Source organism: Citricoccus zhacaiensis, assembly GCF_014645315.1.
Taxonomy (GTDB): Bacteria; Actinomycetota; Actinomycetes; order Actinomycetales; family Micrococcaceae; genus Citricoccus; species Citricoccus zhacaiensis.
Map to the genome: position 1 here is coordinate 490,615 of NZ_BMLQ01000001.1, position 25,232 is coordinate 515,846.

Consider the following 25,232-nt stretch of genomic DNA (forward strand, 5'->3'; position numbering starts at 1 on the left):
CCCTTCGCAGATCGCCTGCGCCGACGCTTATGAAGGAGTCCCGCCCCGATGTCCCAGCCGACGCCGACCGCCACCACCGCAGCCCGTCCGTTCTCGCGGGTGCTCGTGGCCAATCGCGGGGAGATTGCCGTCCGCATCATCCGCGCGGCACATGACGAGGGACTCACCGCAGTGGCCGTCTATGCGGAACCGGACCGTGAATCCCTGCACGTACGCATGGCGGATGACGCCATCGCCTTGGGCGGGGCCTCGGCGGCCGACTCCTACCTGGTGGTGGACAAGATCCTCGCGGCCGCCCAGGCCTCCGGCGCCGATGCCGTCCACCCCGGCTACGGCTTCCTGTCCGAGAACGCGGACTTCGCCCGTGCGGTCGAGGCGGCCGGCCTGGTGTGGATCGGCCCTCCGGCCGGGGCCATCGAGCAGCTGGGGGACAAAGTCTCCGCGCGCCACCTGGCCCAGAAGGTCGGCGCGCCACTGGTGCCCGGCACCGCAGACCCGGTGGCGAACGCGGACGAGGTCCTCGCCTTCGCCGACACCCACGGTCTCCCCCTGGCCATCAAGGCTGCCCACGGTGGCGGCGGCCGCGGCATCAAGGTGGTCCGCAACCGCGAGGACATCCCCGAGATGTTCGACTCCGCGGTCCGTGAGGCCACCGCCGCCTTCGGCCGTGGAGAGTGCTTCGTGGAGCGCTTCCTGGACGCCCCGCGCCACGTGGAGACCCAGTGCCTGGCCGATGCCGCGGGGAACGTGGTGGTGGTGTCCACTCGCGACTGCTCCCTGCAGCGCCGCAATCAGAAGCTCGTCGAGGAGGCCCCGGCTCCCTTCCTGACAACCGAGCAGCAGCAGCGGCTGTACGAATCCTCCAAGGCCCTGCTGGTGGAGGCCGGCTACGTGGGGGCGGGCACCTGCGAGTTCCTCGTGGGCACGGACGGCACCATCTCCTTCCTCGAGGTCAACACCCGCCTGCAGGTGGAGCACCCGGTCTCGGAGGAGGTCACCGGCTTGGACCTGGTGCGCGAACAGTTCCGCATCGCCCGCGGTGAGGAGCTGGGCTACGGCGATCCCGCAGTGCGCGGCCACTCCTTCGAGTTCCGCATCAACGGCGAGGACGCCGGCAAGAACTTCATGCCATCCCCCGGCACCCTGACCCGCTTCCGCCTGCCCTCCGGCCCGGGCGTCCGCGTGGACACCGGCGTGGAGGAGGGCGAGACCATCACCGGCGCCTTCGACTCCATGGTGGCCAAGCTGATCGTCACCGGCGCCACCCGCGAGCAGGCCCTGCAGCGCTCCCGCCGCGCCCTGGCCGAGATGCAGGTCGCCGGCATGCCCACCGTCCTGCCGTTCCACCGCGCCGTGGTCGCCGACCCGGCCTTCGCGCCGGAAGACGGAGCGCCGTTCACCGTGCACACCCGGTGGATCGAGACCGGCTTCGAAAACACCATCGCCCCGTTCGCCGGGATCCCGGCGGCCGCCGGGGACGCCGAGGAGGAGCACGAGGACCGCCGCTCCGTGACCGTGGAGGTCAATGGCAAGCGGGTCGAGGTCACCCTGCCCGCCATCCTGGGCGCCATCTCCACCGTGGCCACCGGCGCCAAGGCCGGCTCCCGCCGCCGGAAGTCGCGCGGCACCCGGGGCGCCACCGCCACCGGGGCCAACGGGGATACCCTGACCTCGCCGATGCAGGGCACGATCGTCAAGGTCGCGGCCAGCGTCGGGGACACCGTGGCTGAAGGCGACCTGATCGTGGTGCTCGAGGCGATGAAGATGGAGCAGCCGCTGACCGCGCACCAGTCCGGGACCATCACCGAGCTGAGCGCCGAGGTGGGCGCCACGGTCACCGCCGGTGCGGCGATCGCCACCATCGCGGACTAGGACCACCCAGGGCCACGTCCACGCTGGGCTCGCCTCCCGGGGGCTCGCTCCTCCCGTGGCGTGGCAGGCGGCACGGCCACAGCCTGATAACCGCTGCGTGGCAAGGCCGTCTCACTATCTGGACCTGTTGTCCGCATGGTGGCGCCCGCGCGTAGAGTCGTCGGGTCGCATTTCGCGCCGGCCAGGAGCCGGCACACCATTGATCTTGCATTGCATTGCATGAGGAGCAACCATGTCCACTGACCTGTCCCACGGCAGCTCAACCCCGGATCCCGGGGCCGGCGCGGTCGATGTCAAGGACGATGGCACCAAGGAACTGGGCGTCCCCCGGTCCCGCGTGGTGCTCGCGTCCCTGATGGGCACCACGATCGAGTTCTACGACTTCTACGTCTACGCCACGGCGGCGGTCTCGGTCTTCCCGCTGATCTTCTTCGCGGCCGGTGACGAGGGCGCGGCCCTGCTGGCCTCCATGGCCACCTTCGGTGCGGCCTTCGTGGCCCGGCCCATCGGCTCGGTGGTGTTCGGCCACTTCGGTGACCGCATCGGCCGCAAGGCCACCCTGATCGGCTCCCTGCTCACCATGGGCATCGCCACGTTCCTCATCGGCCTGCTGCCGACGTACTACCAGATCGGCCTGTGGGCTCCGGCCCTGCTGACCATCATGCGCTTCTGCCAAGGCCTCGGGCTCGGCGGCGAGTGGTCCGGCGCGGCCCTGCTGGCCACCGAGACCGCGGCCAAGGGCAAGCGCGCCTGGGCGGCGATGTGGCCCCAGCTCGGCGCCCCCATCGGCTTCCTGCTGGCCAACGGCCTCTTCCTGATCCTGACCCTGAGCTTCAACCACGACTCCACGAACCCGGACATGGACGGGGCCTTCCTCACCTGGGTGTGGCGGCTGCCGTTCCTGCTGTCCCTGGTCATGGTGGCCGTGGGTCTCTACGTCCGCCTCCGCCTGCAGGAGACCCCGGTCTTCCAGCGCGCGGTGGACAATGACGAGCGCGTCAAGGCTCCCCTGGGCGAGGTCTTCCGGAAGAACTGGAAGGAGCTCATCCTGGGCACCTTCATCATGCTGGCCACCTATGTGCTCTTCTACCTGATGACCACGTGGATCCTCTCCTACTCCATCAGCTCCCCCGAGGCCAGCGGCCTGGGCGTGCCCTACGCGGACTTCCTGGTGCTGCAGCTGATCGGCATCGTGTTCTTCGCCGCCTTCGTGCCCGTGGCCGGCTGGCTGGCGGACAAGTTCGGCCGCAAGCCCACCCTGATCGTGATCACCACCCTGCTGGTCCTCTTCGGCCTGACCTTCGGTTGGTGGCTCAGTGCCGGCTCGATCGGCCAGGGCAACGAGCTGAACACCACGCAGATGATGATCTTCCTGATGGTCGGCATGGCGCTCATGGGCCTGACCTTCGGCCCGATGTCCGCGGTGCTGCCCGAGCTGTTCCCCACGAACACGCGGTACACCGGCTCGGGCATCGCCTACAACGTGTCCTCGATCCTCGGCGCCGCCCTGACCCCATTCGTGGCCCAGTGGCTCGTGTTGAACTTCTCCGTGGCCCACGTCGGCTACTACCTGTCCTTCGCCTCCGTGCTCACGCTGATCGCCCTGATCATCGCGCCCGAGACCAAGACGAAGTCCCTGGACACCGAAGCAGAGACGGTCACGCTGCCCTGACGTTCGCTGACCTGAACTGACCGGCCACGCCGGTCGGAACGTACGACGCCGGCCCGGCACCCCCGCGAGGACTCGCACCGGGGTGCCGGGCCGGCGTCGTTCCGGCTCCTGGTCTCCGCTGTGAGGGTGAGCGATCAGAGGTGGACGTGGAGGCGGCGGGCAGCCTCGGAGATCGACCCGGAGATCGAGGGGTAGACCGTGTAGGTGTTGGCCAGATCGTCCACGTGCAGCTTGTGGCTCACCGCCAGCGCGATCGGGTAGATCAGCTCGGAGGCGCGCGGAGCCACCACCACGCCGCCGATCACGGTGCCGGAACCCTTGCGGGCGAAGATCTTCACGAAGCCGTGGGTCACGTTTTGCATCTTGGCCCGGGGATTGGTGCTCAGATCGAGCTTGAGGATGTCCGCCTGGTACTTGCCGGAGGCCACCTGCTCCTCCGTCACGCCGACCGTGGCGATCTCCGGGGAGGTGAAGATGTTCGAGGACACCAGGTGCGGCTGGAACGGTTTGACCGCGTCCCCCATCAGGTGCGCCACGGCGACGCGCCCCTGCATGGCGGCCACGGAGGCGAGGGCGAAGACCCCGGTGCAGTCGCCGGCGGCATAGATGCCGGGCACCGTGGTGCGGGAGACCCCGTCCACGGCGATGTGGCCGGAGTCGGTCAGCCTGACGCCGGCCGCCTCCAGCCCGAGATCGGCCGTGTTGGGGATCCCGCCGACGGCCAGGAGGCAGTGGCTGCCCTCCAGCACGCGGCCACCGGAGAGGTGCACGAGCACTCCGGTGGCGGTGCGCTCCACGGACTCAGCGCGGGTCTTGCCGACCACGTTGACGCCGTCCTCCACGAAGGCATCCTCCAGCACGGCGGCGGCGTCCGGGTCCTCCCCCGGCAGGACACGGTCCCGCGAGGACACCAGGGAGACCTTGGCACCGAGCTGGTTGTAGGCCGAGGCGAACTCCGCGCCGGTGACGCCGGAGCCCACCACGATCAGGTGCTCGGGCACCTCCGTCAACGAGTAGACCTGGGTCCAGTTGAAGATCCGCTCCCCATCCGGCATAGCGGTCGGCAGTTCGCGCGGACTGGCCCCGGTGGCCAGGAGGATGTTCTCGGACTCGACCGTCTCGGTGCCGTCCTCGGTGGCCACCTCCACCGTGGTGGGCCCGGTCAGCCGCCCCCTGCCGATGACGATGCGCACGCCAGAGCGCTCCAGGGCCCGGCGGATGTCCCGGGATTGCTCGGAGGCCAGGTTCAGCAACCGCCGGTTAACCACGGTCATGTCCGCCCTCGCCGGCTCCTCACCCAGGGCCACGCCCAGCCCGGGGGCCCGGCCGGCCCGGCGCATGGAGTCGGCCGTGGCGATGAGGGTCTTGGAGGGGACCACGTCCGTCAGCACGGCGGATCCGCCCATGCCCTTGGACTCGACGACGGTCACCTGCGCCCCGAGCTTGGCGGCCACCATGGCCGCCTCATAGCCGCCGGGGCCGCCGCCGATGATGGTAAGGGAGGGACGGGGACGCGAGTACATGGGGGTGGAAGTCACAGACACCATTGTGTCCCACCCCGCGGCATCACGCCGAATGCCGACCGGCCGCACCGCAGGCTGATTCCGCCGCTTCCCACTAGGCTGACGGTCGTGACTGACGCAACCGCCTCCACCGGCTCCTCCCCCGCCCCCAGCTTCGACGACCCGTCCGGCCACTCGCCGCTGCAGGGCGACCACCCTGGGTTCTCCGAGGCCCGGCGTGCCGCCGCCGCGCTCGCCCAGGTGACGGGCGTGGCCCGGCACCGCATCGCGGTCGTACTGGGGTCCGGCTGGGGCGGTGCCGCCGAGCTGATCGGCGAGACCACCCACACCATCCCCACCGCCGAGCTGCCCGGCTTCGCCGCCCCCTCGGTGCCGGGCCACAACCCGACCGTGCGCTCCGTGCGTCTGAACGGCGGCGGGGGCGAGGACAGTTCCGGCGCCGGGCACGCCCTGATCTTCGGCTCCCGCACGCACTACTACGAACACCGCGACGCCGGCACCGTGGCCCACACCGTGCGCACCGCGGCCGCCGCCGGGGCCGAGATCGTGGTCCTGACCAACGGCTGCGGCTCCCTCGTGCCCGAGTGGGCCCCGGGCACCCCGGTGCTGGTGGCCGACCACATCAACCTCACGGGTGCCACCCCGCTGGTCGGGGCCAACTTCGTGGACCTCACCGACCTCTACTCCCCCCGGATCCGCGAGATCGCCCGCGAGGTGGACTCGTCCCTGCCCGAGGGCGTCTACGTGCAGTTCTCCGGACCCCAGTACGAGACCCCGGCCGAGGTGCGCTACGCCAAGGCGATCGGCGGGGACCTGGTGGGCATGTCCACCGCCCTGGACGCGATCGCCGCCCGCCACGCCGGCCTCGAGGTGTTCGGCATGTCCTTGGTCACCAACGCCGCGGCCGGCTTCAGTGGTGAGCCCCTCAGCCACGCCGAGGTCGTGGAGGCCGGCCAGGCCGCCGGACCGCGCATCTCCGCCCTGCTGGCCGGCATCATCGACCGCCTCTGAGGCGTCGAGGCCACCTGGCCCGCCGGCTCCAGTCGATCCACCTGACGCACCTGACACACCTGGCTACTGATCAGAAACCCGAGGAATTTCCCGTGACCGCTGTTGACATCGATCCCGCACTGATCGCCGCCGCCGTGGAATGGGCCCGCCAGGACCCCGACGACGGCGACCGTGCGGTCCTCGAGGCCGAGATCGCCGCGGCGCAGGCCGGGGACGGCGCGGCGGTGGCGTCCCTCGCCTCACGCTTCGCCGGCCCGCTGGAGTTCGGCACCGCCGGGCTGCGTGCCGAGGAGGGCCCAGGCCCGGGACGCATGAACCGGGTGGTGGTGCGCCGGACGGCGGCCGGACTCGCGACCTACCTGCTCCAGCGCCTCGCGGCTATGGCCCCCGGGGAGTCTGCGGATGCCCCGGCTGGTGCCTCAGCGGATTCTGCTGTAGATGCCCCAGCGAATACCGCGGCCGGTCAGGAATCCCGCCCCCCGCGCGTCGTGGTGGGGTATGACGCCCGCCGCGGCTCGAAGACGTTCGCCCTGGACTCCGCCGCCGTGTTCGCCGCGGCCGGACTGGAGACGATCCTGCTGCCCTCCGAGCTCCCGACGCCGGTGCTGGCCTTCGCTGTGCGGCATCTGGACGCCGATGCCGGTGTGATGGTCACGGCCAGCCACAACCCGCCCGCCGACAACGGTTACAAGGTGTACCTGGGCGGACGGATGACGGACGAGGCCGGCCGCGGCGCCCAGATCACCGCCCCCAGCGACCGGGACATCGCCGGCTGCATCGACCACGACGCCCCGGTGGACTCCATCCCGCTGGCCGCCGACGGCTGGACGGTGGCGGACCGTGGCATCGCGGCGTCCTACCGACTGGCGGCCTGCCGGGTCCTGGACCCCGAGCGCACCGGCCACCGCCGGCTCAACGTGGTCTACACACCCCTGCACGGGGTCGGCGGGGCCGTGCTGCCGGACCTGTTCGAGGACGCCGGCTTCGAGCGGCCGTACACGGTCCCGGAGCAGGCGGAGCCGGACCCCTCCTTCCCCACCGTGGCGTTCCCCAATCCGGAGGAGCCCGGCGCCATGGACCTCGCCCTGGCCGCGGCCCGGGACCGCGGCGCGGACCTGGTCATCGCCAATGACCCCGACGCCGACCGGTTGGCTCTCGCGGTGCCGGACCCGGCCGCTGGCTGGCGCATGCTCACCGGGGACGAGGTCGGGGTGTTGCTGGGCAGCCACCTGATGGCCGGGCTGCGGCCGGCGGGCGCCGTCGTCGGAAATTCCGTGGTGTCCTCTCGCCTGCTGTCCCGTGTGGCCGCGGACCGGGGCGTGCCGCACGAGACCACCCTGACCGGATTCAAGTGGATCGCGCGGGTGCCCGGCCTGGGCTTCGGCTACGAGGAGGCGCTCGGCTACTGCGTGGCGCCGGAGATGGTGCGGGACAAGGACGGCATGACGGCCGCCCTGGTGGCGGCCGAGCTCGCCGCTGAACTCGCGGACCAGGGCAGGACCCTGCTGGATGCGCTGGATGAGATCGCCCTGCACTTCGGGGTCGTCGCCACCGGCCAGCTCTCGGTGCGCGTGGCGGACCTGGCCCTGCTGGACGCCATGATGACCCGGTTGCGCCTGGCGCCGCCGGCCACCCTCGCCGGCCAGGACGTCGTCGAGACCGTGGACCTCACTCAGGGCTACCGGGACCTGCCGGGCACCGACGCCCTGATGTACACCACCGCGGACGATTCCCGCGTGGTGGTGCGCCCTTCCGGTACCGAGCCCAAGCTCAAGTGCTACCTGGAGGTGGTCCGCCCCGTGGAGGCGGCCACGCAGCTGCCCGGGGCACGGGCCGAGGCGTCCGCCGCCCTGGCCGAGCTCTCCGCCTCCATCGGCGCGGCCCTCGGGCAGTAGCCCCGCACGGCCACGGTAGGCTGGCTCGCATGCAGAACGGCCCCGACTCCACCGCGTCCACCGGTACCTCCGCCGAGCTCACCACCGCGGAGCTCGCCCAGTTCATCGACCACACCCTGCTCAAGCCGCAGGCGTCCCGGGAGGACATCCTGGCGGTCTGCGCCGAGGCGTCCGCGGCGCAGGTGAAGAGCGTGTGCGTCAACCCCGTGTGGGTCCCCACTGTCACCGAGGCGCTGGCCGGGTCCGGAGTGCTGACCTGCACGGTGATCGGCTTCCCGCTGGGGGCCACCACCACCGCCGCCAAGGTCGGCGAGACCGCCGATGCGGTGGCCCACGGCGCGGACGAGGTGGACATGGTCATCGACATCGCGTCCGCCCTCGCCGGCGACCGCGCAGCGCTGGTTGCGGACATCGGTGCCGTGGCCCGTGCCGCCCATGACGGCGGGGCGATCCTCAAGGTCATCATCGAGACATGCCTGCTGGACGATGCCGCCAAGGAGCTGGTCTGCAGCGCCTCCGTTGAGGCCGGCGCGGACTTCGTCAAGACCTCCACCGGATTCTCCACCGGCGGCGCCACCGTCGAGGACGTGGCCCTGATGCGCCGCGTGGTCGGCCCGGAGCTCGGGGTCAAGGCCTCCGGCGGGGTCCGCAGCCGCGAGGACGCCCTGGCCATGATCGAGGCCGGCGCAACCCGGATCGGAGCCAGCTCCGCCCTTGCTATCCTGAAGGCACGCTAGTTTTTCGCACCATCGGCACCCGGCGACGCCGCCGGTCCACGCCACCGCATGAGGAGACATTGTGATCGTTAACGGCAAGCCGAAGGACCACTCGGGGCAGGGCCATTTCTGGGGCAACCTGCTGATGACCGTGGTGTGCTTCCTGATCTTCGCTGGCTGCGTCTACGCCATGGGCTGGTGGTCGCTCGAGGACGTCTGGATTCCGGGCGGCATCGCCATGGTCCTGGCCGTGCTGGCCTACCTCATCCCGCAGCAGCTGCTCGGCCGCAGCGACTCGGTGGACCACGAGTCCATCCACGTGGAGGACCCGAACGCCCACCACGCGAGCCACTGACCCGGAGGGCCGTATCCCTCTAGCGCAGACCCCCGCAGCACCGCTGCCGACTCAACGTCCACGCCGGAACACCGGCGTGGACGTTCTGCGTATCGTCTCCATCGTCGCCGTGGTGGCGGGCCATTCCTACGGGCCCCGCCTGGTCGGAGGCGAATACCTGGAGATCTGGCGGATGCCGCTGTTCTTCTTCCTCACCGGCTACTTCTGGACCCGTGGCCGGCCCTTCGTGTACGAGCTCCAGGCCCGGTGGCGGACCCTGGCAGTACCGTATCTGATCTGGGCGGTCATCATGAGCCTGGCCGCCTGGGCCTGGACCCGGGACACCCCTGGCGAGTTCTGGCCGCTGATGGCCAACGGCTGGTACGGGGGCTCCGATCAGACCCCGCCGTGGTGGGCCTTCTGGTTCATCTCCGTGCTGTTCTTCGTGACCCTGCTGCGGCGCATCCTCGAACGGTTTCCCGTGCTCGTGGCGTGGGGGGTCGCCGTGCTCGGCCTGGCCCTGTCCATGCTGCCGGACAGCCTGCTCGGCCGCACTCCGCTGGGTCTCGGCCTGGCGCTGCCCTGCCTGTTCTTCGTGCTGGCCGGGGAACTGTTCCGCTACGAGATCCAACCCCGGATCAAGCGGAACCGCGCGTTGACCGGGGCGGTGCTCATCGCCGCCGGGCTCCTCGCCGTGACGCTGGGCGTGGAACCCCTCAACATCAAGTTCTCCGGCTTCGGCCAGTTCCTGATCACCCCCGTGGTGGGGGCGATCACGGCAGCCGGCTTCGTGCTGGTCTTCGGCACCGTGGTGAACCGACTGGTGCAGGGCGCCGCCCGGCCGGTCAACGCCCTCGTGCGGACCGGCACGGTGGTGGTGCTCTTCCACGGCTGGCTGCTGCAGACCCTCGTGGACGTGGGCATCCTGGACGACGGCGCCAAGTTCGTCCTGACCGTGCTCATCAGCTGGGCCGTGGGCCTGGTCATCAACGCGACACCGCTGTCCCCCTGGCTGGCCGGGGTGCCGATGCCGGACTGGTGGGTCAGGTGGCAGGGGCGTCGGGGAGAAAGATCGCCTTGAGCACCTGGGCCGCCCAGTCCAGCAGGGGCAGGTCCGTGAGGTCCTTGCCGCCCACCGGCGCCGTCTTGGGGCGCGGGATCATGACGGCGTTGAGCGCCGGCTTGACGGCAGCACCCTTGTACATGCGCTTGAGCCGCATCTCGCGGGACTCGGGCAGGTCCGCCGGGCCGAACTTCACGTTCTGGCCCATCAGCATGACCTCGGTGACGCCGGCGGCACGGGCGGCGTTGCGGAAGCGGGCCACCGCCACCAGGTTCTCGGCGGCGTCCGGCAGGTCCCCGTAGCGGTCTTTCAGTTCCTCCACCACGGCGTCCACAGCGGCGTCGTCGTTGGCCTGGGCCAGATTGCGGTAGGCCTCCAGGCGCAGCCGCTCCCCCGGCACGTAGTCGTGCGGCAGGTGCGCGTTGATGGGCAACTCCACCTTGACCTCGGCCGGGGTGGTGTCCTCGCCGCCCTTGAAGTCTGCCACGGCCTCGCCCACCATCCGCAGGTAGAGGTCGAAGCCGACTCCGGCGATGTGCCCAGACTGCTCCCCGCCGAGCAGGTTGCCGGCGCCACGGATCTCGAGGTCCTTCATGGCCAGCTGCATGCCGGAGCCGAGCTCGTTGTGCGCGGCCACCGCCTTGAGCCGTTCCAGGGCCGTCTCGTTGAGCGACTTCTCCGGGTCGTACAGGAAGTACGCGTAGGCGCGGTCCCGGCCGCGGCCCACGCGCCCACGCAGCTGGTGCAGCTGGGACAGCCCGTAGGCGTCGGCCCGGTCGATGATCAGGGTGTTCGCGTTGGCGATGTCCAGGCCGGTCTCGATGATGGTGGTGGACACGAGCACGTCGAACTTCCGCTCCCAGAAGTCCTCCATGACCCGCTCCAGCCGGGCCTCGCCCATCTTGCCGTGGGCCACCACCACGCGGGCCTCCGGGATGAGCTCACGGATCTCCCCGGCCACCTTGTCGATCGAGGACACCCGGTTGTGCACGAAGAAGACCTGGCCCTCACGCATCAGTTCGCGGCGGATGGCGGCGGTGATCTGCTGGTTGGTCTTCGGGCCCACGTAGGTCAGCACCGGGTGGCGTTCCTCCGGGGCCGTGGCCAGGGTGGAGGTCTCACGGATGCCGGTCAGGGACATCTCCAGGGTGCGCGGGATGGGGGTGGCGGACATGGAGAGCACATCCACGTTGGTGCGCATGGTCTTGAGCACCTCCTTGTGCTCCACGCCGAAGCGCTGCTCCTCGTCCACGATCACCAGGCCGAGGTCCTTGAACTGGACTTCCTTGGACAGCAGCCGGTGGGTGCCGATGACCACGTCCACGGTGCCCTCCGCCATCCCATCCAGCGTCTCCTTGGACTCCTTGACGTTCTGGAACCGGGACAGCGGCTTGACCTTCACGGGGAACCCCGCGAAGCGCTCGGTGAAGGTCTCGTGGTGCTGGCGCGCCAGCAGCGTGGTCGGCACCAGCACGGCCACCTGCTTGCCGTCCTGGACGGCCTTGAAGGCGGCCCGGACAGCGACCTCGGTCTTGCCGAAGCCGACGTCGCCGGAGATCAACCGGTCCATGGGCACGGTCGATTCCATGTCCTTCTTGACCTCGTTGATGGTGGTCAGCTGGTCCGGGGTCTCAATGAACGGGAAGGATTCCTCCAGCTCGCGTTGCCAGGGACTGTCCGGGGCGAACGTGTGGCCCCGGGAGGCCATGCGGGCCGAGTACAGGCGGATCAGCTCGCCGGCGATCTGCTTCGTCGCCTTCTTCGCCTTGGATTTCGTGGACGCCCAGTCGGAGCCGCCCATCTTGGACAGGCTCGGTGCCTCCCCGCCCACGTAGCGGCTGACCTGGTCGAGCTGGTCCGTCGGGACGAACAGCCGGTCCCCCGGCGCCCCGCGCTTGGACGGCGCATACTCCAACACCAGGTACTCGCGGTACGAGTCGGCACTCCCGCCGGCGCTGGCACCGGCACCCGCACCACCGGCGCCCACCGTCCCGGAGGCGACCTTGCGGCGCTGCAGCTCCACGAACCGGGCGATGCCGTGCTGGGTGTGAACCACATAGTCGCCCTCGGTCAGGGTCAGCGGGTCCACGGCGTTGCGGCGCTTGCGCGCCAGCGTCTTGGTGCCGCCCCGGGCCCCGGCCGCCCGGTTGCGGCCGAACAGGTCCTGCTCGGTCAGCAGCGCCACCTTGGCCACGGGCACGGCGAAACCGGAACCGGCGACGGCGGTGGTGATGGTCACCTGCCCCGGTTGCGGCTCGGAGGGCACGGCATCCACCACGACGGCGGCCAGGCCGGCCTCCCCGAACAGTTCCGCCAGGCGGCGGGCCGGACCCGGACCGTCCGTGGCGACGACGGCCTGCCAGCCGTCCCTGCAGCGCTCGGCCACGTGCCGGGTCATGGCCTCCACGTCCCCGGCGAAGCCCTGCGGCTCGGCCAGGGAGGTGCGCAGGGCGGCGGCGTCCGGCAGCAGCTCGACGTCCGTGCCGAGGCTGGTGAGTTGCCACCAGCCCTGGAACCGGTCCAGGGCTGCGGTGCGGGTCTCGGCGAGGGTGGCGAAGCCGCCGGCGTCCGCCTGGCCCCCCGGCCCGGAGCCCGGTCCGGGGCCGGGCGCCCCGGAGCCGATGTCCACGGGAGCGACTCCGCCCATCGCGGCGGTGGCCCAGGCGGCCTGCAGGAACTCCTCGTTGGTGCTCAGCAGGTCATCGGCGCGGTGGCGGATCTTCTCCGGCTCCACGAGCACGGTCAGGGAGCCCTCGGGCAGCAGGTCCACCAGTGGGACCATTCCCTCGGCCAGGATCGGCGCGAGGGACTCCATGCCCTCCACGGCCATGCCCTCGGAGATCCTCTCGAGCATGTCCACGGCGCCGGGAAGCTGCGGCATGAGCTCCTTGGCCCGGCGCCGGACCGCGTCCGTCAGCAGCAGCTCGCGGCAGGGTGGGGCATACAGGGTGGTGGGGTGGCCGGTGCCGTCCCCGCTGGTGTCCTCCAGGGAGCGCTGGTCCGCCACGGAGAAGTAGCGCAGCTGCTCCACCTCGTCCCCGAAGAACTCGATGCGCAGCGGATGGGACTCGGTGGGCGGGAACACGTCCAGCAGGCCGCCGCGGACCGCGTACTCGCCGCGGCGGGAGACCATGTCCACCCGGGAGTAGGCGGCGTCCGCGAGAGCCTGGACCACGCCGTCGAAGTCGTGGTCCTCCCCCACGGAGATCCGCACCGGCTCCAGGTCGCCCAGGCCGGTGACCATGGGCTGCAGCACTGAACGGATCGGAGCGGTGACCACGGCCAGTGGAGCCCGGCCGTCCTCCCCGGGGTGGGCCAGCCGGCGCAGCACCGCCAGCCGTGTGCCGACCGTGTCCGAGCGCGGGGACAGCCGCTCGTGCGGCAGGGTCTCCCAGGACGGGAAGTGGGCCACGGTGTCCGGGTCCATCCAGCCGGCCAGGTCGGCGGCGAGGTCCTCGGACTCCCGGGAGGTGGCGGTGACGAGCAGGACGGTGGCGGGGCGGGACAGGCCGGAGGCCTCGGCTCCGGCGACCTCAGCCGCAGCGCCGGCGAGCAGGGCCACCAGGGGTGGCCGGGCGCCGTCGGGAAGGCTGATCTCCAGGTCCTCAGTGCGGTCGGTACCGGTGCGGGCAGCGGAGATGGAGGCCGCGGCGATGGCCTCGTCCTGCAGCAGGGCGGGGAACATCCCTGCCAGAGGGTGGGGAGTGGTCATTCATCCCAGCATAGTTGGTCGATATAGGCTCTTCGCGTGGTGTCCGCCGCAGGCGGAGACACCGGAACAGACCGAACCCCCAGGAGGACCTCATGGCGTTCAAGGAATCAACCACCATTGCCCACCCGCCGGCCGACGTGTTCGCGGCCCTGGTCGACGAGGACTTCAACCGCAAGGTCACCGAAGGCCTCGGCGGAGCGCTCGTCGCCTTTGAGCGTCAGGGCGAGCTCACCGGGCCGGTGAGCGTCACCATGGTGCGCTCCGTGCCCGTCAACAAGCTGCCGGACGCCGTGCAGAAGGTCGCCGGGAAGTTCCTCGGAGACAAGCTGAGCGTGGAGCAGCAGGAGACCTGGTCCGCCCCGGCCGCCGACGGCTCCCGCACCGGACAGCTGGTCGTCACCGTGGGCGCCGCCAAGACCACGGCGACCGCCGAGCAGCTGCTGCTGCCCACGGATGACGGGACCGAGGTGCGCGTCACGGGGACCCTGGAGTGCAGGATCCCGCTGCTGGGAAAGAAGATCGGCCAGGCCGCCGAGCCCCGGGTCGGGCAGGTGCTGGGACGTCAGGCCCGCGAGGTGGCCACCTGGTTGAAGCGGTAACCGTTCAGGCCGGCCAGACGGGCTAGCGACCACGAGATGACATTGCCCCGATGGATCCCACCGGGGCAATGTCATCTCGCTCAGGCGTTGCCGTCGAACAGGCTGGTCACCGAGCCGTCCTCGAATACCTCGCGGATGGCACGGGCCAGCAGCGGGGCGATGGACAGCACGGTCAGAGAGGCGAACTGCTTCTCCTCCGGGATCGGCAGGGTGTTGGTCACCACGACCTCCCGGGCGCCGGACTCGGCCAGGCGCTGCGCGGCCGGGTCCGAGAACACGGCATGGGTTGCGGCGATGATGACGTCCTTGGCGCCGGCCTCCTTGAGCACGCGCACGGCGCCGGCGATGGTGCCGCCGGTATCGATCATGTCGTCGATCAGCACGCAGGTGCGTCCCTCGACCTGGCCGACGACCTGCTTGGACACGGCCTGGTTCGGGACGGTGAGGTCACGGGACTTGTGCACGAAGGCCAGCGGGGCTCCGCCGAGGCGCTCGGCCCACTGCTCGGCCACCCGCACGCGGCCGGTGTCCGGGGAGACCACGGTGAGGTCCTCCCCCTCGGTCTTGGTGCGGATGTAGTCGCTCAGCAGCGGCACCGCGAACAGGTGGTCCACCGGGCCGTCGAAGAAGCCCTGGATCTGGGCCGTGTGCAGGTCCACACTCATGATGCGGTCAGCGCCGGCGGTGCGGTACATATCCGCGACCAGTCGGGCGGAGATGGGCTCGCGGCCGCGGCCCTTCTTGTCCTGCCGCGCGTAGGGGTAGAACGGCGAGATGGCGGTGATGCGCTTGGCGGAGGCGCGCTTGAACGAGTCCAGCATGAGCAGCTGTTCCATGAGGTGGTTGTTCAGCGGCGCCGGGTGTGACTGCATCACGAAGATGTCCTTGCCGCGCACGGATTCACCCGAGCGGACGTAGATCTCCCCGTTCGCGAAGTCGTAGGCGCTCATCGGCAGCAGTTCGGTGCCGAGCTCCTCGGCCACCTGTGCCGCCAGCTCGGGGTGGGCCCGGCCTGCTGCCAGAACCAGCTTCTTCTCGCTGTGCTGGGTAATCTCGTTCATCGCTGTGTACTTCCTGATTCTGACTGGGGGTGGCCGGCCGGTGGTATGTGGGGTGGTCTAGTCGGTGGGCTGCGCCGGACGCGTCCGCGCCTCAGCTGCGGCCTCCGCAGCCGGCGAGCCGGGGCGGCGGTCCTCGACCCAGCCCTCGCTGTTGCGCTGCGGGGCAACCGTCAGGGCGAGCGCGCCGGCCGGGACGTCCTTGCGGACCACGGCGCCGGCACCGGTGTAGGCGCCATCGCCCACGGTCACGGGGGCGATGAACACGGTGTTGGACGAGGTCCGCACATGGTTGCCGATCACGGTGCGGTGCTTGTTCACGCCGTCATAGTTGGCGGTGATGTTGCCACAGCCGATGTTCGTGTACTCCCCGATCTCCGCGTCCCCCGCATAGCCGAGGTGGGAGAGCTTGGAGCCGCGGCCGATCACCGCGTTCTTGGTCTCGTAGAACGCTCCGATCTTGCCCTGCTCACCGAGCACCGTGCCTGGGCGGAGATACGTGAAGGGCCCGACGGCGGCGCGGTCACCGATCACCGCACCGCTCGCCTGGGTACGGGTCACGGTGGCCCCGATGCCCACGGTGGTGTCCACGAGCGTGGTGTCCGGGCCGACCACGGCGTCCTCGGAGAGGTGCGTGGTGCCCTGCAGATGGGTGTTCGGCAGGATGGTGGTGTCCGGTTCCAGCGTCACGGTGGAGTCGATCCACGTGGTGGACGGGTCCTGAATGGAGGTTCCGGCGCGCATGTGCCGCTGGAGGGTGCGGCGGTTCATCTCCGCGCCGAGGGCCTGCAACTGCACGCGGTCATTGGCGCCCTCCACCTGCCACTGATCCGTGGTGGTCACCGCCGCCACGCGGCCGCCGGCGGCGCGGGCGATCTGCAGGACATCGGTCAGGTACATCTCGCCCTGGGCGTTGTCCGTGGTGACCTGAGACAGAGCGGTGTCCAGCACGGCGCCTTCGAAGGCGTAGATGCCGGAGTTGACCTCGTTGATCTGCCTCTGGGCGTCCGTGGCGTCCTTGTGCTCCACGATCCCCGCCACCGAGCCGTCGGTATCCCGCAGGATGCGGCCGTAGCCGGTGGGGTCCTCGAGCAGGGCGGTCAGCACGGTGACCGCGTTGGACTCGGATTCATGGGTGGCCACGAGTTCGCCGAGGAGTTCCGTGGTCAGCAGCGGGACGTCACCGTAGGTGACCACGACGGTTCCGGAGATGCCGCTGGCACCGGCCTGGCCGGCGTCGGGCGCGGCGGCCGTGAGAGCCTCGAGGCCGCACTGGACGGCGCGGCCGGTGCCCGGGACCTCGTCCTGATCCGCGATGACCGGGACGGTGCCGAGAATCTCCGCCAGGGCCAGGATGTGATCGGCCACCAGGTCACGCTGGTGGCGGACCACGGCGACCAGCTCACGCGGGTTCAACCCCGCTGCGGCGGTGAGGGCGTGACCGATCATGGACCGGCCCCCGATCGGGTGCAGGATCTTGGGGGTTTTGGACTTCATCCGGGTTCCCGCCCCTGCGGCGAGGACGATGACGGCTGCCGGCGTTGCGGGCGCCACGGTGGATTCGGTCAAGGATCTGCACTCCTGCTTCGATGGTCCAGTGCTGGTTGACTGCCGCCGGCCAGTCTAGACCGTCGCGTGCGAGGGCTCCGAACCGAGCGGGCAAGTTCCGGCCGCTACTCGGATTCGATGATCCAGGGATCCGGAGCCCGCGTTGGCCTACCCGTTCACCGCGTGGACGGGCCGGTTCCCATGTCCTGAGGGGCAAGAGGTTTCTAATCTGGCCCAATGCACCCAGTCTCGCCCGCATCCCCGCCACCGGTCACTGTCCACCGCCACCACGCGCGCCTGCGCCGTTGGTGGCCGTCCCTTGCCATCGTGTTCGTCGCCACCGTGTCCCTCATCCTGCCCTTCGGATGGGCGCCTCTCGTGTCCGCCGCGGAGAACTGCGGGCCGGGCGCCAACCGCATCGTGTGTGAGAACTCCAAGCCGGGTTCGCCCTATACCGAATGGGAGATCGAGGGCGCGGGCGACGAGTCCATCCAGGGCTTCGCCACGGACATCAGCGTCAACGCGGGGAACCGGATCGATTTCAAGGTCGACACCGATGCCGCCGACTACGACATCGACATCTACCGGACCGGGTACTACGGGGGGCTGGGTGCACGCCAGGTGGGCTCCGTGGATCCCGGTGCCGCCCTGCCGCAGAAGCAGCCCGAGTGCCTCTGGGACGCCTCCACGGAACTGACCGACTGCGGTAACTGGGCCGTGTCCGCCGGCTGGGACGTACCGGCCGACGCCGTCTCAGGCGTCTATCTGGCCAAGCTGACCCGCAAGGACACCGGCGGCGCCAGCCACATCACCTTCGTGGTGCGCAACGACGGCGTGAAGTCCGACGTCCTGTTCCAGACTTCCGACACCACATGGCACGCCTACAACAACTACGGCGGCTCGAACTTCTACCAAGGCGGGGCCAATACCCGCGCGTACAAGATCAGCTACAACCGTCCGTTCGCCACCCGCGGCGGGATCGAGGCCCGGGACTTCTACTTCGGTGCCGAGTACCCGATGGTGCGCTTCATGGAGCGCAACGGCTATGACGTCACCTACTTCTCCAACGTCGACACCCACCGCCACGGTGACCAGTTGACCAACCACAAGACGTTCCTCTCCGTGGGCCACGACGAGTACTGGTCCGGCCAGCAGCGCGAGAACGTGGAGAAGGCGCGCGACGCCGGCGTGAACCTCCAGTTTCTCACCGGCAACGAGGCCTACTGGCGGGTCCGCTACGAGAAGTCCCCGGCGGACCCCGCCGGCAACGACTACCGCACCCTGGTGAGCTACAAGGAGACGTGGTCCGACCGGAAGATCGACCCGGCCGCCGAATGGACGGGCACGTGGCGTGACCCGCGCTTCGCCTCCCCGGCCAACGGCGGCGGCAAGCCGGAGAACGCGTTGTCCGGAACCGCCTATGTGGTGAACTTCGGCGACCTTCCGGTGACGGTCAACGACCGTGAGGGCGACCTGAGGCTCTGGCGCGGCACCAACCTCACCAACCTGGCCGCCGGAGCCGAGGAGCCACTGGCCCCGCACACGGTCGGTTACGAGTCGAATGAGGACCTGGACAACGGCTTCCGCCCCGCGGGCCTGATCCACCTGTCCACCACCACGGGACAGGTGCCCGAATACCTGCAGGACTTCGGAAACGTGGTGGCACCGGGCGAGACGACCCACCACCTCACCCTGTACAAGGCCGCCAGTGGCGCGCTCGTGTTCTCCGCGGGCAGCATCCAGTGGACGTGGGGCCTCGACGACTGGCACGACGGTGACGGCGCAGCCCCGGACCCGCGCATGCAACAGGCCCAGGTCAACCTCTTCGCTGACATGGGCGTACAACCCGGCACGCTCCAGCCAGGCCTGGTGGCCGCTCAGGCGTCCCAGGACTCCACCCCGCCCACCGTGGCGGTCACCTCCAAGCCCTCCGCTGCGGTGGCCCACGGCCAGAAGGTGACCATCAAGGGCACCGCCTCGGACGGTTCCGGTTCCACTGCCGGCAAGGTGGCCGGGGTCGAGTACTCGCTCGATGCCGGTGCGACCTGGAGCCTGGCCGAGGGCACCACGAGCTGGTCCTTCACCTACGTCCAACAGGGCATGGGGCAGAACACCGTGCTGGTCCGGGGCATTGACGACAGCGCCAACTACCCCGCCTCCGGTACGCCCATCACCGTGGATGTGACGGGTCCCTACAGCGTCTTCGGCACCAATACGCCGGAGACGGCCGACGCCGGGACCCGGAGCCAGTCGAATTGGGATTGCGGTTCACCCCCACCACCGACGGCCTGGTGACCGGCGCCCGGTTCTATCTCGGCGGCGCCAACTCCGGCCCGCACACCGGATCCCTGTGGTCCTCGGACGGCACCCGTCTGGCCACGGCCAGCTTCCCCAGCGGCGGGTCCGACGGCTGGCAGACCACGGAGTTCAATGAGCCTGTGGCGGTGGAGGCCGGCAGCACCTACGTGGTGTCCTACTCCGCGCCGAACGGCCACTACGCCGCCGACCCGTACTACTTCTCCTACCGTGGCATCGCGGCTGCTCCGCTGACCGTCGCCGGCGGCTTCGGAGTCTCCCAAGGCGGTGTCTACGACACCAACGGCGGCTTCCCCGCCTCGAGCTACAACAGCACGAACTACTACGTGGATGCGGTGTTCGAAGCCGGTGACGAGGCAGCGTTGTCGGCAGGGACCCCCCGGCCAGCCCACACGGCCAACTCCGTGCCGGTGGACACAGCCGTCAGCGCGGTGCTGTCCCGGGACGTGGTCCCCTCCAGCGTCTCCATCACCGTCAAGGCCGGGGCGGGTGACCGCGATCCCGGCGCCCCCGCCGCCGGGACGGCGGTGGCGGGTACCACGGCCTACGACGCGGCCACGCGGACGGCGACCTTCACCCCGGCGAAGGCCCTGGCGAACGGAACCCCCTACACCGTGACGCTGGCCGCCCGCGATGCGGCCGGTGAGGTGGTCAGCCGAGGCAACACCTGGAGCTTCAGAACGGTGTCCGCCGTATCGGAAAGCGGCCCCTTCGGGTTGCTCGCCGAAACCGTGGTCCCCACGACGTCCCTGGTGGACGACGGCGAGCCCGTGACCCTGGGCACGGCCTTCTCCACCACGGAGCCGGGCACGGTCACCGGGCTCGAGTTCTACAAGGCCGCCGGGAACCCCGGTCCGCACGTCGGCGCCCTCCATGCCTCGGACGGCACCCTGCTGGGCGAGGTCACCTTCGGCACGGGATCCGCCTCGGGGTGGCAGTACGCTGCCCTGAACACTCCGGTGAAGCTCGAGACGGGCAAGGAGTATGTGGTGTCCTACCGGACCACTCAGTACTCCGCCGAGCTGGGCCAATGGGCGGAGCCGACCATCTCGGGACCGCTGCGGACCCCGGCCGACGCGGGCCGGTACATCTACGGCGGCACGTTCCCGGACACGGCGACCTCCACCAACTACCTCGTGGACGTCCGTTTCACCCCGGATTCGGTTGAGCCGACTCCGACCCCGACTCCGACCCCCGAACCGAGCCCAACCCCGACGCCCACCCCCACACCCGAACCGAGCCCCACCCCGACGCCGACGCCGACCCCTGAGCCGACGCCGACTCCGACGCCTACTACCGGGCCGACGCCAACGCCCACTCCCGGATCGGCGACATGTGACGCCCCCGATTTCACGGACAACGCCTTCGGGTCGCGACTCTACGAACACGTCCGCTGGCTGCAGTGTGAGGCCATCACGAACGGCTACGCGAACAATTACTACGGCAAGAACAAGGCCATCTCCCGTGGCGAGTCCGTGGCCTTCATCTACCGGTACTTGGATGAGTCCTCCGCCGGAACCGCTCAGGCGTTCCCTGACGTTCCGAAGAGCCACACGCACTTCGCCCCGATTTCCTGGGCCGTGGAGAGCGGGGTCACGACGGGGTACGCCGACAAATCGTTCAAGCCGGGCAGGGAAGTGACCCGTGGCGAATTCGCCTCATTCCTCTACCGGGCCGTCAAACCCACCCAGGAAGGGACGGCGACGTTCTCGGACGTGAAGAAGTCCAGCGCCCACTACAAGGCCATCTCCTGGATGGCGTCCGAGGAGATCTCCATCGGCTACGAGGACCAGACCTTCCGGCCCGGCCGGCCCATCAGCCGTGGTGAGGTGGCCGCGCTCCTGCACCGCTACGACCTGACCGTCGATTGAACGGATAGCACGTCACAGTAGGAAGGCAACCGCCCCGGTCCCCGTGGAATCCCACGGGGACCGGGGCGGTTCCGTTGTTGTTCTGAGCTGTGCACGGACCATGTCCGCGTCCCCACACAACGCCGGCATGGCCGCCGCGTCCTGCGGCATGGCAGCCCGCAGGGAGGCCTTGTCCGTTAAACACCTGAGAGGCGGTGGCATAGCCACCGCCTCTCAGCGGATATTGGATTGGTGGGCCCGTATCCCCCCGGGCTAGTTCCACCGTCCGATCCGTGTGCACCGTCTCATGGGGCCCTTTGAGCTTAAGGTGCGCTCGGCAGCGTCTGGTAGTGGACCTTTGTCCAGACTTTTCTTACCTGGGGGTCTCTCACGTCTCCGGGAAGTTGCCTGGTGGATGGGCAACGACCGCCGGCTCAGTCACCCACGGGGGACGGCGACCAGGCAAGCTCGATGACGGTCCGCTCGCCACTGGCCTCGTCCATGGAGGCGACGTCCCAGTGCACGCTGCTGGGAACCGACCATGCCCCCGTCGTTTTCACGGCGGACCTTGAAGGCCACCGTGCGCGGTCGCGTAGGAGTGCCCGGTGACGAACGCGGTGGTGTGTCCACGTTCGTCACCATCACCTCAGAGTGCCGATCCCGTCGTGGATGTCCAGGGTCTGGGACCTCCGGAGGTCCGGCCTGGGTGCCGCGGCGTAGGTGTTCGTGTCCGTCCCGCCGCGACGGTGGCGGTGGAGGCGACCGACTACCGGACTTCGAAGGATCCGGATACCGACAGGTCCACCTTGCCGGCAGGCGACAACGATGCGGTGACGGTCAGCTCATCCGGGCCGAAGCCACACTGGACCTGCGGTGTTCCGTCGTCCAACGTAAGACGATTGGCTGGCCACGCAAGTGATTCGCAATGCCGGACGTAGTAGTCGAGGAGTGCGTCCGGGTTGGCGTTGCTGAGGGCATTCACGCCGACGAAGACACGCTGGCCTTGGGTGGCCACGGAGGAGGACTGGATGTCGGCGTCGTCGGGGACCGGAACCACATGCTCGGGGAATCCCGCCGTGAGTTCGTGCTTGGCCGCCGCGGCATCGGGGACCTCGGTCAGGGCCGGTTGCCGTTCTGGGGAGTCGGGCAGCCGGTAGGGCTCGACCCCAAGACCGTTGGGCACCTTGGGTTCCTGGTCGGCGCCGTCCGGGGCGTCGGCCGCAGGGTTCCACGTGGGGCGGTCACCAGAAGCGGCAGGGTCCTCGGCAGCTGCATCCGGGGAGGCAGTGGAGGAGGCTCCAGTGCCGGTGCTATCTGCGGCGCCGTCGGTTCCGGAGGCAGCCGTCGGGGTCTGCGTGGTCGGCGTCGGCGATGCCGCATGCCCCTTGTAGTCGTCAGCCGCCACCGGTTGGGATGCAGTAGCGAAATGGACAATCAGGACGGCCAGCATGGCCAGGACGACCAGGACGGCGGCGCCGGTGGCCCATCGGCGGACGGTCATGGGGACTCCTGGACGGTTGAGACGGACGGTCAAGCAGTGTCCTCCCACCGTTGGGTACTGTCACCGGACGGAGGCTCGGAGGACCTGGGGATCCTGCTCTGACGCCAGACTAGAGCGGTCCGCCAGGCCCTCCCAGAGTGAGCCACCCTTGCTTTGGCCCAGGAACTGACCGGCCATCACGTGATCCGCACAACGCCCTACTCGGGCCCCCCGCATACGGTGTGCAGCGGTACTCGTTCTCTGCGCGGATCACCGTATTCGTGGGCACTCCCCGTTGCCTTCGTCCGCGACGTGACCACCCTGAACTGACATTCGGAGCCGATCCGGAGAAAACGGGTAGTCAAGCGCGCTGCGGCCCCTTGATGAACGGGGCACAGAGGACGGCGATCGTCGCGAGGATCCCTCCGACGATGAATGCGAAGTGGGCGCCGTGGAACAACCCGTCGACCAGGGCCGAGCCGGCACCGGTCTCGGCGGCCGCCACGGCGCTCATGACAGTCACGAAGATCGTGGTTCCAATGGCGCCACCGAGCTGCTGGCCGGTGTTGAAGATGGCCGAGCCGTGACCGTAGAGCTGTTGTGGGACACCACTCAGTGCTGCGGAGAGCAGCCCGGTCATCAACATGGCCAGGCCGATGCAGAAGATCGTGTGGAAGGCGACGATCAGGCCGAGCTCGGTGCCCGGGTGGATGGTGGTGAACAACCACTGGCCCAGCGCCAGCATCAGTGCGCCGGGGATCAACACCGGTCGGGGGCCATGGCGGTCGAAGACGCGGCCGAAGATCGGGCCCACGGCGATCTGCACCAGCCCACCGGGCAGCAGCATCATGCCGATGGTCATGGTGCTCAGACCACTGCCGTTCTGCAGGAAGATCGGCAGGATCACCACGGTGCCCAGCAGCGTGCCCATGGCGATCATGATCATGACGATGCTGAGCGAGAAGGTGCGGTTCTTGAAAGGCCGCAGGTTCAGCAGTTCGCGATCGGTGCGGGTCAGGCGAACCTGGCGGGTGAAGAACAGGGCCAGCGCGGCCACGCCGATCACGCCGCTGACGAGGGGAAGGGTGGGGTTCTCCAGTGCGCCGCCGATCGTGGACAGTGCGTAGACCAGACCGCCGAAGGCCAGAGCCGAGAGGATCACGGAGAGAACATCGACCGGTAGCCTGCGTGTGACCGAGGGCACCTTGATGAAGAGGATGCCCAGCACCAGGATGAGGACGACGAGCGGAGTCATGAGGCCGAAGATCCAGTGCCAGGACAGCGAGTTGACGATGATCCCGGACACGGTGGGTCCGATGGCCGGGCCGACCGAGATCACGATCGAGTTCAGGCCCATGACCATCCCTCGGTGCTGGGACGGCACGAGCGTCAGGGTGGTGTTCATGAGCAGCGGCATCACGATGGCGGTGCCGACGGCTTGGATGACGCGGGCGGCCAGCAGGACACTGAAGGACGGCGCGATGATGGCCAGGACGGTGCCGACCAAGAAGCTGCACAGCGCGAAGACGAACAGTCCGCGCAAGGTATACCGCTGCAGCAGGTAGCCCGTCAGAGGGATGACCACGGCCATCGTGAGCAGAAATCCGGTGGTGAGCCACTGGCCCGCTGCTGCGGAGACCCCGTAGTCGGCCATGATCGACGGCAGTGCCACGGTGAGCACAGTTTCGTTGAGGATCATCACGAAGGCACCGAGGGCCAGTGCGCCGATGATGCCGGTCAGTTGTTTCCTCGACAGGACTGGTGGTGCCTGGTGAGCGGGGGCGGCCGGTGGAGAAATCGTGTCTTCGGCGGCGTTGACCATCGGGGTTTACCTCTTCTGTAAGATTCGAACTGATGAATCATGTCATGGCCTGACATCATTTGGCGGCCAAAACCGTCAGACTCTGACACAATAGATAGTGCCGGTGAGCCTCACGGCTGGCCGGGCCTCCCTCTCTTCCACTCCCCGAAACGAGCTGAGCATTGGGTATCCGTGAAGAACACCGCGTCCGCATGCTGCAGGACATCCAACGTGCCGCGCTGGACCTGGTGGAGGAGCAGGGCCTGGAGGCCACGACGGTGGGAGACATCGCCGCTCGCGTGGGCGTCTCCGAGCGCACGGTCTTCCGCTACTACCCCTCCAAGGAGCACGCGCTCATGCCCGGCCAGCAGGGGCTGATTGACGCCCTGGTGTCCAGTGAGAGCGCGCACCACACTCCCTCCGGAATCCTGGAAGACCTCTTGGCCGTGTGTCGCGAGCTCTTTTCCCACGAGGTCGAACAGCGCGATTTCCGTAGGATCTCCCGCCTACTGGTCCAGGAGCCGGAAATGCTGCGGGTCGTCACTCGGCAGGAGCGAAGCCTGGTCGAGGCGCTCAGCTCAGCGCTGGTCCACCGCGGCGTCCTGGGGACCCTCCAGTCACTCCTGATTGCGGAGATCGTCACGGCGTGCTGGCGGGTCGCCTGGCAGTCCTTCGCCCGGTACGAGGTCGACGGGATGGACTCCGACCCGGTGTCTCTCTTCGACCAAACCGTGCGTGAGCTGGGCCAGTTGTTTCCCAGCACGTGAAATCCCGGGGCAATC

At 69.3% G+C, this 25,232-nt stretch carries 17 protein-coding genes; 11 read left to right on the plus strand and 6 right to left on the minus strand.

The genetic code is table 11. From position 1 onward, the window contains the following. Positions 1 to 48 precede the first annotated feature (48 nt). Together IEX49_RS02145 and IEX49_RS02150 are read left to right on the plus strand one after the other, a co-directional pair. Positions 49 to 1,872, plus strand: coding sequence for an acetyl/propionyl/methylcrotonyl-CoA carboxylase subunit alpha (locus IEX49_RS02145; RefSeq protein WP_188803704.1), 1,824 nt, complete (start codon positions 49 to 51; stop codon positions 1,870 to 1,872). A 232-nt stretch (positions 1,873 to 2,104) separates the two neighbouring features. Then, positions 2,105 to 3,544, plus strand: coding sequence for an MFS transporter (locus tag IEX49_RS02150; RefSeq protein WP_188803706.1), 1,440 nt, complete (start codon positions 2,105 to 2,107; stop codon positions 3,542 to 3,544). 134 nt (positions 3,545 to 3,678) lie between these two features. On the opposite strand, the gene IEX49_RS02155 is transcribed toward IEX49_RS02150, so the two are convergent. After that, positions 3,679 to 5,091 (minus strand): NAD(P)H-quinone dehydrogenase, encoded by a 1,413-nt coding sequence (locus tag IEX49_RS02155; protein WP_188803708.1) that lies wholly within the window; start codon positions 5,089 to 5,091, stop codon positions 3,679 to 3,681. Between the two features lie 84 nt (positions 5,092 to 5,175). Here IEX49_RS02155 and IEX49_RS02160 point away from each other — a divergent pair, with 84 nt between their 5' ends. The 5 genes from IEX49_RS02160 to IEX49_RS02180 all read left to right on the plus strand — a co-directional run bounded on the left by IEX49_RS02160 (position 5,176) and on the right by IEX49_RS02180 (position 10,104). Then, a complete protein-coding gene (locus IEX49_RS02160; RefSeq protein ID WP_373286658.1) occupies positions 5,176 to 6,078 on the plus strand; it encodes a purine-nucleoside phosphorylase in 903 nt (300 codons plus the stop codon). 92 nt (positions 6,079 to 6,170) lie between these two features. Then, complete coding sequence (locus IEX49_RS02165) at positions 6,171 to 7,973, plus strand: phospho-sugar mutase (RefSeq protein ID WP_188803710.1); 1,803 nt, start codon at positions 6,171 to 6,173, stop codon at positions 7,971 to 7,973. A gap of 29 nt (positions 7,974 to 8,002) precedes the next feature. After that, positions 8,003 to 8,710 carry a deoxyribose-phosphate aldolase gene (deoC, locus tag IEX49_RS02170; protein WP_188803712.1) on the plus strand — a complete coding sequence of 236 codons (708 nt, stop codon included), beginning with the start codon at positions 8,003 to 8,005 and terminating at the stop codon, positions 8,708 to 8,710. A gap of 61 nt (positions 8,711 to 8,771) precedes the next feature. Then, on the plus strand, positions 8,772 to 9,044 hold the full coding sequence (locus tag IEX49_RS02175; protein WP_188803714.1) for a hypothetical protein: 273 nt from the start codon (positions 8,772 to 8,774) through the stop codon (positions 9,042 to 9,044). A 76-nt stretch (positions 9,045 to 9,120) separates the two neighbouring features. Then, positions 9,121 to 10,104 (plus strand): acyltransferase family protein, encoded by a 984-nt coding sequence (locus tag IEX49_RS02180; RefSeq protein ID WP_188803716.1) that lies wholly within the window; start codon positions 9,121 to 9,123, stop codon positions 10,102 to 10,104. Here the strand turns inward: IEX49_RS02180 and mfd are convergent. Further along, positions 10,067 to 13,798 carry a transcription-repair coupling factor gene (gene mfd / locus IEX49_RS02185; protein WP_188803718.1) on the minus strand — a complete coding sequence of 1,244 codons (3,732 nt, stop codon included), beginning with the start codon at positions 13,796 to 13,798 and terminating at the stop codon, positions 10,067 to 10,069. The two genes, IEX49_RS02180 and mfd, sit on opposite strands and share 38 nt — an antisense overlap. Positions 13,799 to 13,890: 92 nt before the next feature. On the opposite strand from mfd, the gene IEX49_RS02190 reads away from it, so the two are divergent. Further along, positions 13,891 to 14,397, plus strand: coding sequence for a DUF2505 domain-containing protein (locus IEX49_RS02190; protein WP_188803720.1), 507 nt, complete (start codon positions 13,891 to 13,893; stop codon positions 14,395 to 14,397). A gap of 80 nt (positions 14,398 to 14,477) precedes the next feature. Here the strand turns inward: IEX49_RS02190 and IEX49_RS02195 are convergent, their stop codons facing one another. Together IEX49_RS02195 and glmU are read right to left on the minus strand one after the other, a co-directional pair. Further along, entirely contained in the window at positions 14,478 to 15,458 is a 981-nt protein-coding gene (locus IEX49_RS02195) for a ribose-phosphate diphosphokinase (RefSeq protein ID WP_188803722.1), read from the minus strand. 57 nt (positions 15,459 to 15,515) lie between these two features. After that, positions 15,516 to 17,024, minus strand: a complete 1,509-nt coding sequence (gene glmU, locus IEX49_RS02200; protein ID WP_268237690.1) for a bifunctional UDP-N-acetylglucosamine diphosphorylase/glucosamine-1-phosphate N-acetyltransferase GlmU — start codon at positions 17,022 to 17,024, stop codon at positions 15,516 to 15,518. A gap of 216 nt (positions 17,025 to 17,240) precedes the next feature. On the opposite strand from glmU, the gene IEX49_RS16670 reads away from it, so the two are divergent. Continuing rightward, complete coding sequence (locus IEX49_RS16670) at positions 17,241 to 19,298, plus strand: N,N-dimethylformamidase beta subunit family domain-containing protein (protein WP_229672092.1); 2,058 nt, start codon at positions 17,241 to 17,243, stop codon at positions 19,296 to 19,298. Continuing rightward, complete coding sequence (locus IEX49_RS16675) at positions 19,265 to 21,190, plus strand: DUF4082 domain-containing protein (protein ID WP_229672093.1); 1,926 nt, start codon at positions 19,265 to 19,267, stop codon at positions 21,188 to 21,190. Before IEX49_RS16670 ends, IEX49_RS16675 begins: the two co-directional genes overlap by 34 nt. 745 nt (positions 21,191 to 21,935) lie before the next feature. Here the strand turns inward: IEX49_RS16675 and IEX49_RS02215 are convergent. Together IEX49_RS02215 and IEX49_RS02220 are read right to left on the minus strand one after the other, a co-directional pair. Beyond that, positions 21,936 to 22,670, minus strand: a complete 735-nt coding sequence (locus IEX49_RS02215; RefSeq protein ID WP_188803724.1) for a hypothetical protein — start codon at positions 22,668 to 22,670, stop codon at positions 21,936 to 21,938. A 340-nt stretch (positions 22,671 to 23,010) separates the two neighbouring features. Then, complete coding sequence (locus IEX49_RS02220; RefSeq protein WP_188803726.1) at positions 23,011 to 24,471, minus strand: MDR family MFS transporter; 1,461 nt, start codon at positions 24,469 to 24,471, stop codon at positions 23,011 to 23,013. 191 nt (positions 24,472 to 24,662) lie between these two features. Here IEX49_RS02220 and IEX49_RS02225 point away from each other — a divergent pair, with 191 nt between their 5' ends. Further along, on the plus strand, positions 24,663 to 25,217 hold the full coding sequence (locus IEX49_RS02225) for a TetR/AcrR family transcriptional regulator (protein ID WP_188803728.1): 555 nt from the start codon (positions 24,663 to 24,665) through the stop codon (positions 25,215 to 25,217). Positions 25,218 to 25,232 lie beyond the last annotated feature (15 nt).

Excerpts from the sequence above, each read along its gene's own strand:
- IEX49_RS02145 (WP_188803704.1), top strand. The coding sequence starts at position 49 with ATGTCCCAGCCGACGCCGACCGCCACCACCGCAGCCCGTCCGTTCTCG.
- IEX49_RS02150 (WP_188803706.1), top strand. The coding sequence starts at position 2,105 with ATGTCCACTGACCTGTCCCACGGCAGCTCAACCCCGGATCCCGGGGCC.
- IEX49_RS02155 (WP_188803708.1), bottom strand. The coding sequence starts at position 5,091 with ATGGTGTCTGTGACTTCCACCCCCATGTACTCGCGTCCCCGTCCCTCC.
- deoC (WP_188803712.1), top strand. The coding sequence starts at position 8,003 with ATGCAGAACGGCCCCGACTCCACCGCGTCCACCGGTACCTCCGCCGAG.
- mfd (WP_188803718.1), bottom strand. The coding sequence starts at position 13,798 with ATGACCACTCCCCACCCTCTGGCAGGGATGTTCCCCGCCCTGCTGCAG.
- IEX49_RS02190 (WP_188803720.1), top strand. The coding sequence starts at position 13,891 with ATGGCGTTCAAGGAATCAACCACCATTGCCCACCCGCCGGCCGACGTG.
- IEX49_RS02195 (WP_188803722.1), bottom strand. The coding sequence starts at position 15,458 with ATGAACGAGATTACCCAGCACAGCGAGAAGAAGCTGGTTCTGGCAGCA.
- IEX49_RS16670 (WP_229672092.1), top strand. The coding sequence starts at position 17,241 with ATGCACCCAGTCTCGCCCGCATCCCCGCCACCGGTCACTGTCCACCGC.
- IEX49_RS02215 (WP_188803724.1), bottom strand. The coding sequence starts at position 22,670 with ATGACCGTCCGCCGATGGGCCACCGGCGCCGCCGTCCTGGTCGTCCTG.
- IEX49_RS02220 (WP_188803726.1), bottom strand. The coding sequence starts at position 24,471 with ATGGTCAACGCCGCCGAAGACACGATTTCTCCACCGGCCGCCCCCGCT.
- IEX49_RS02225 (WP_188803728.1), top strand. The coding sequence starts at position 24,663 with ATGCTGCAGGACATCCAACGTGCCGCGCTGGACCTGGTGGAGGAGCAG.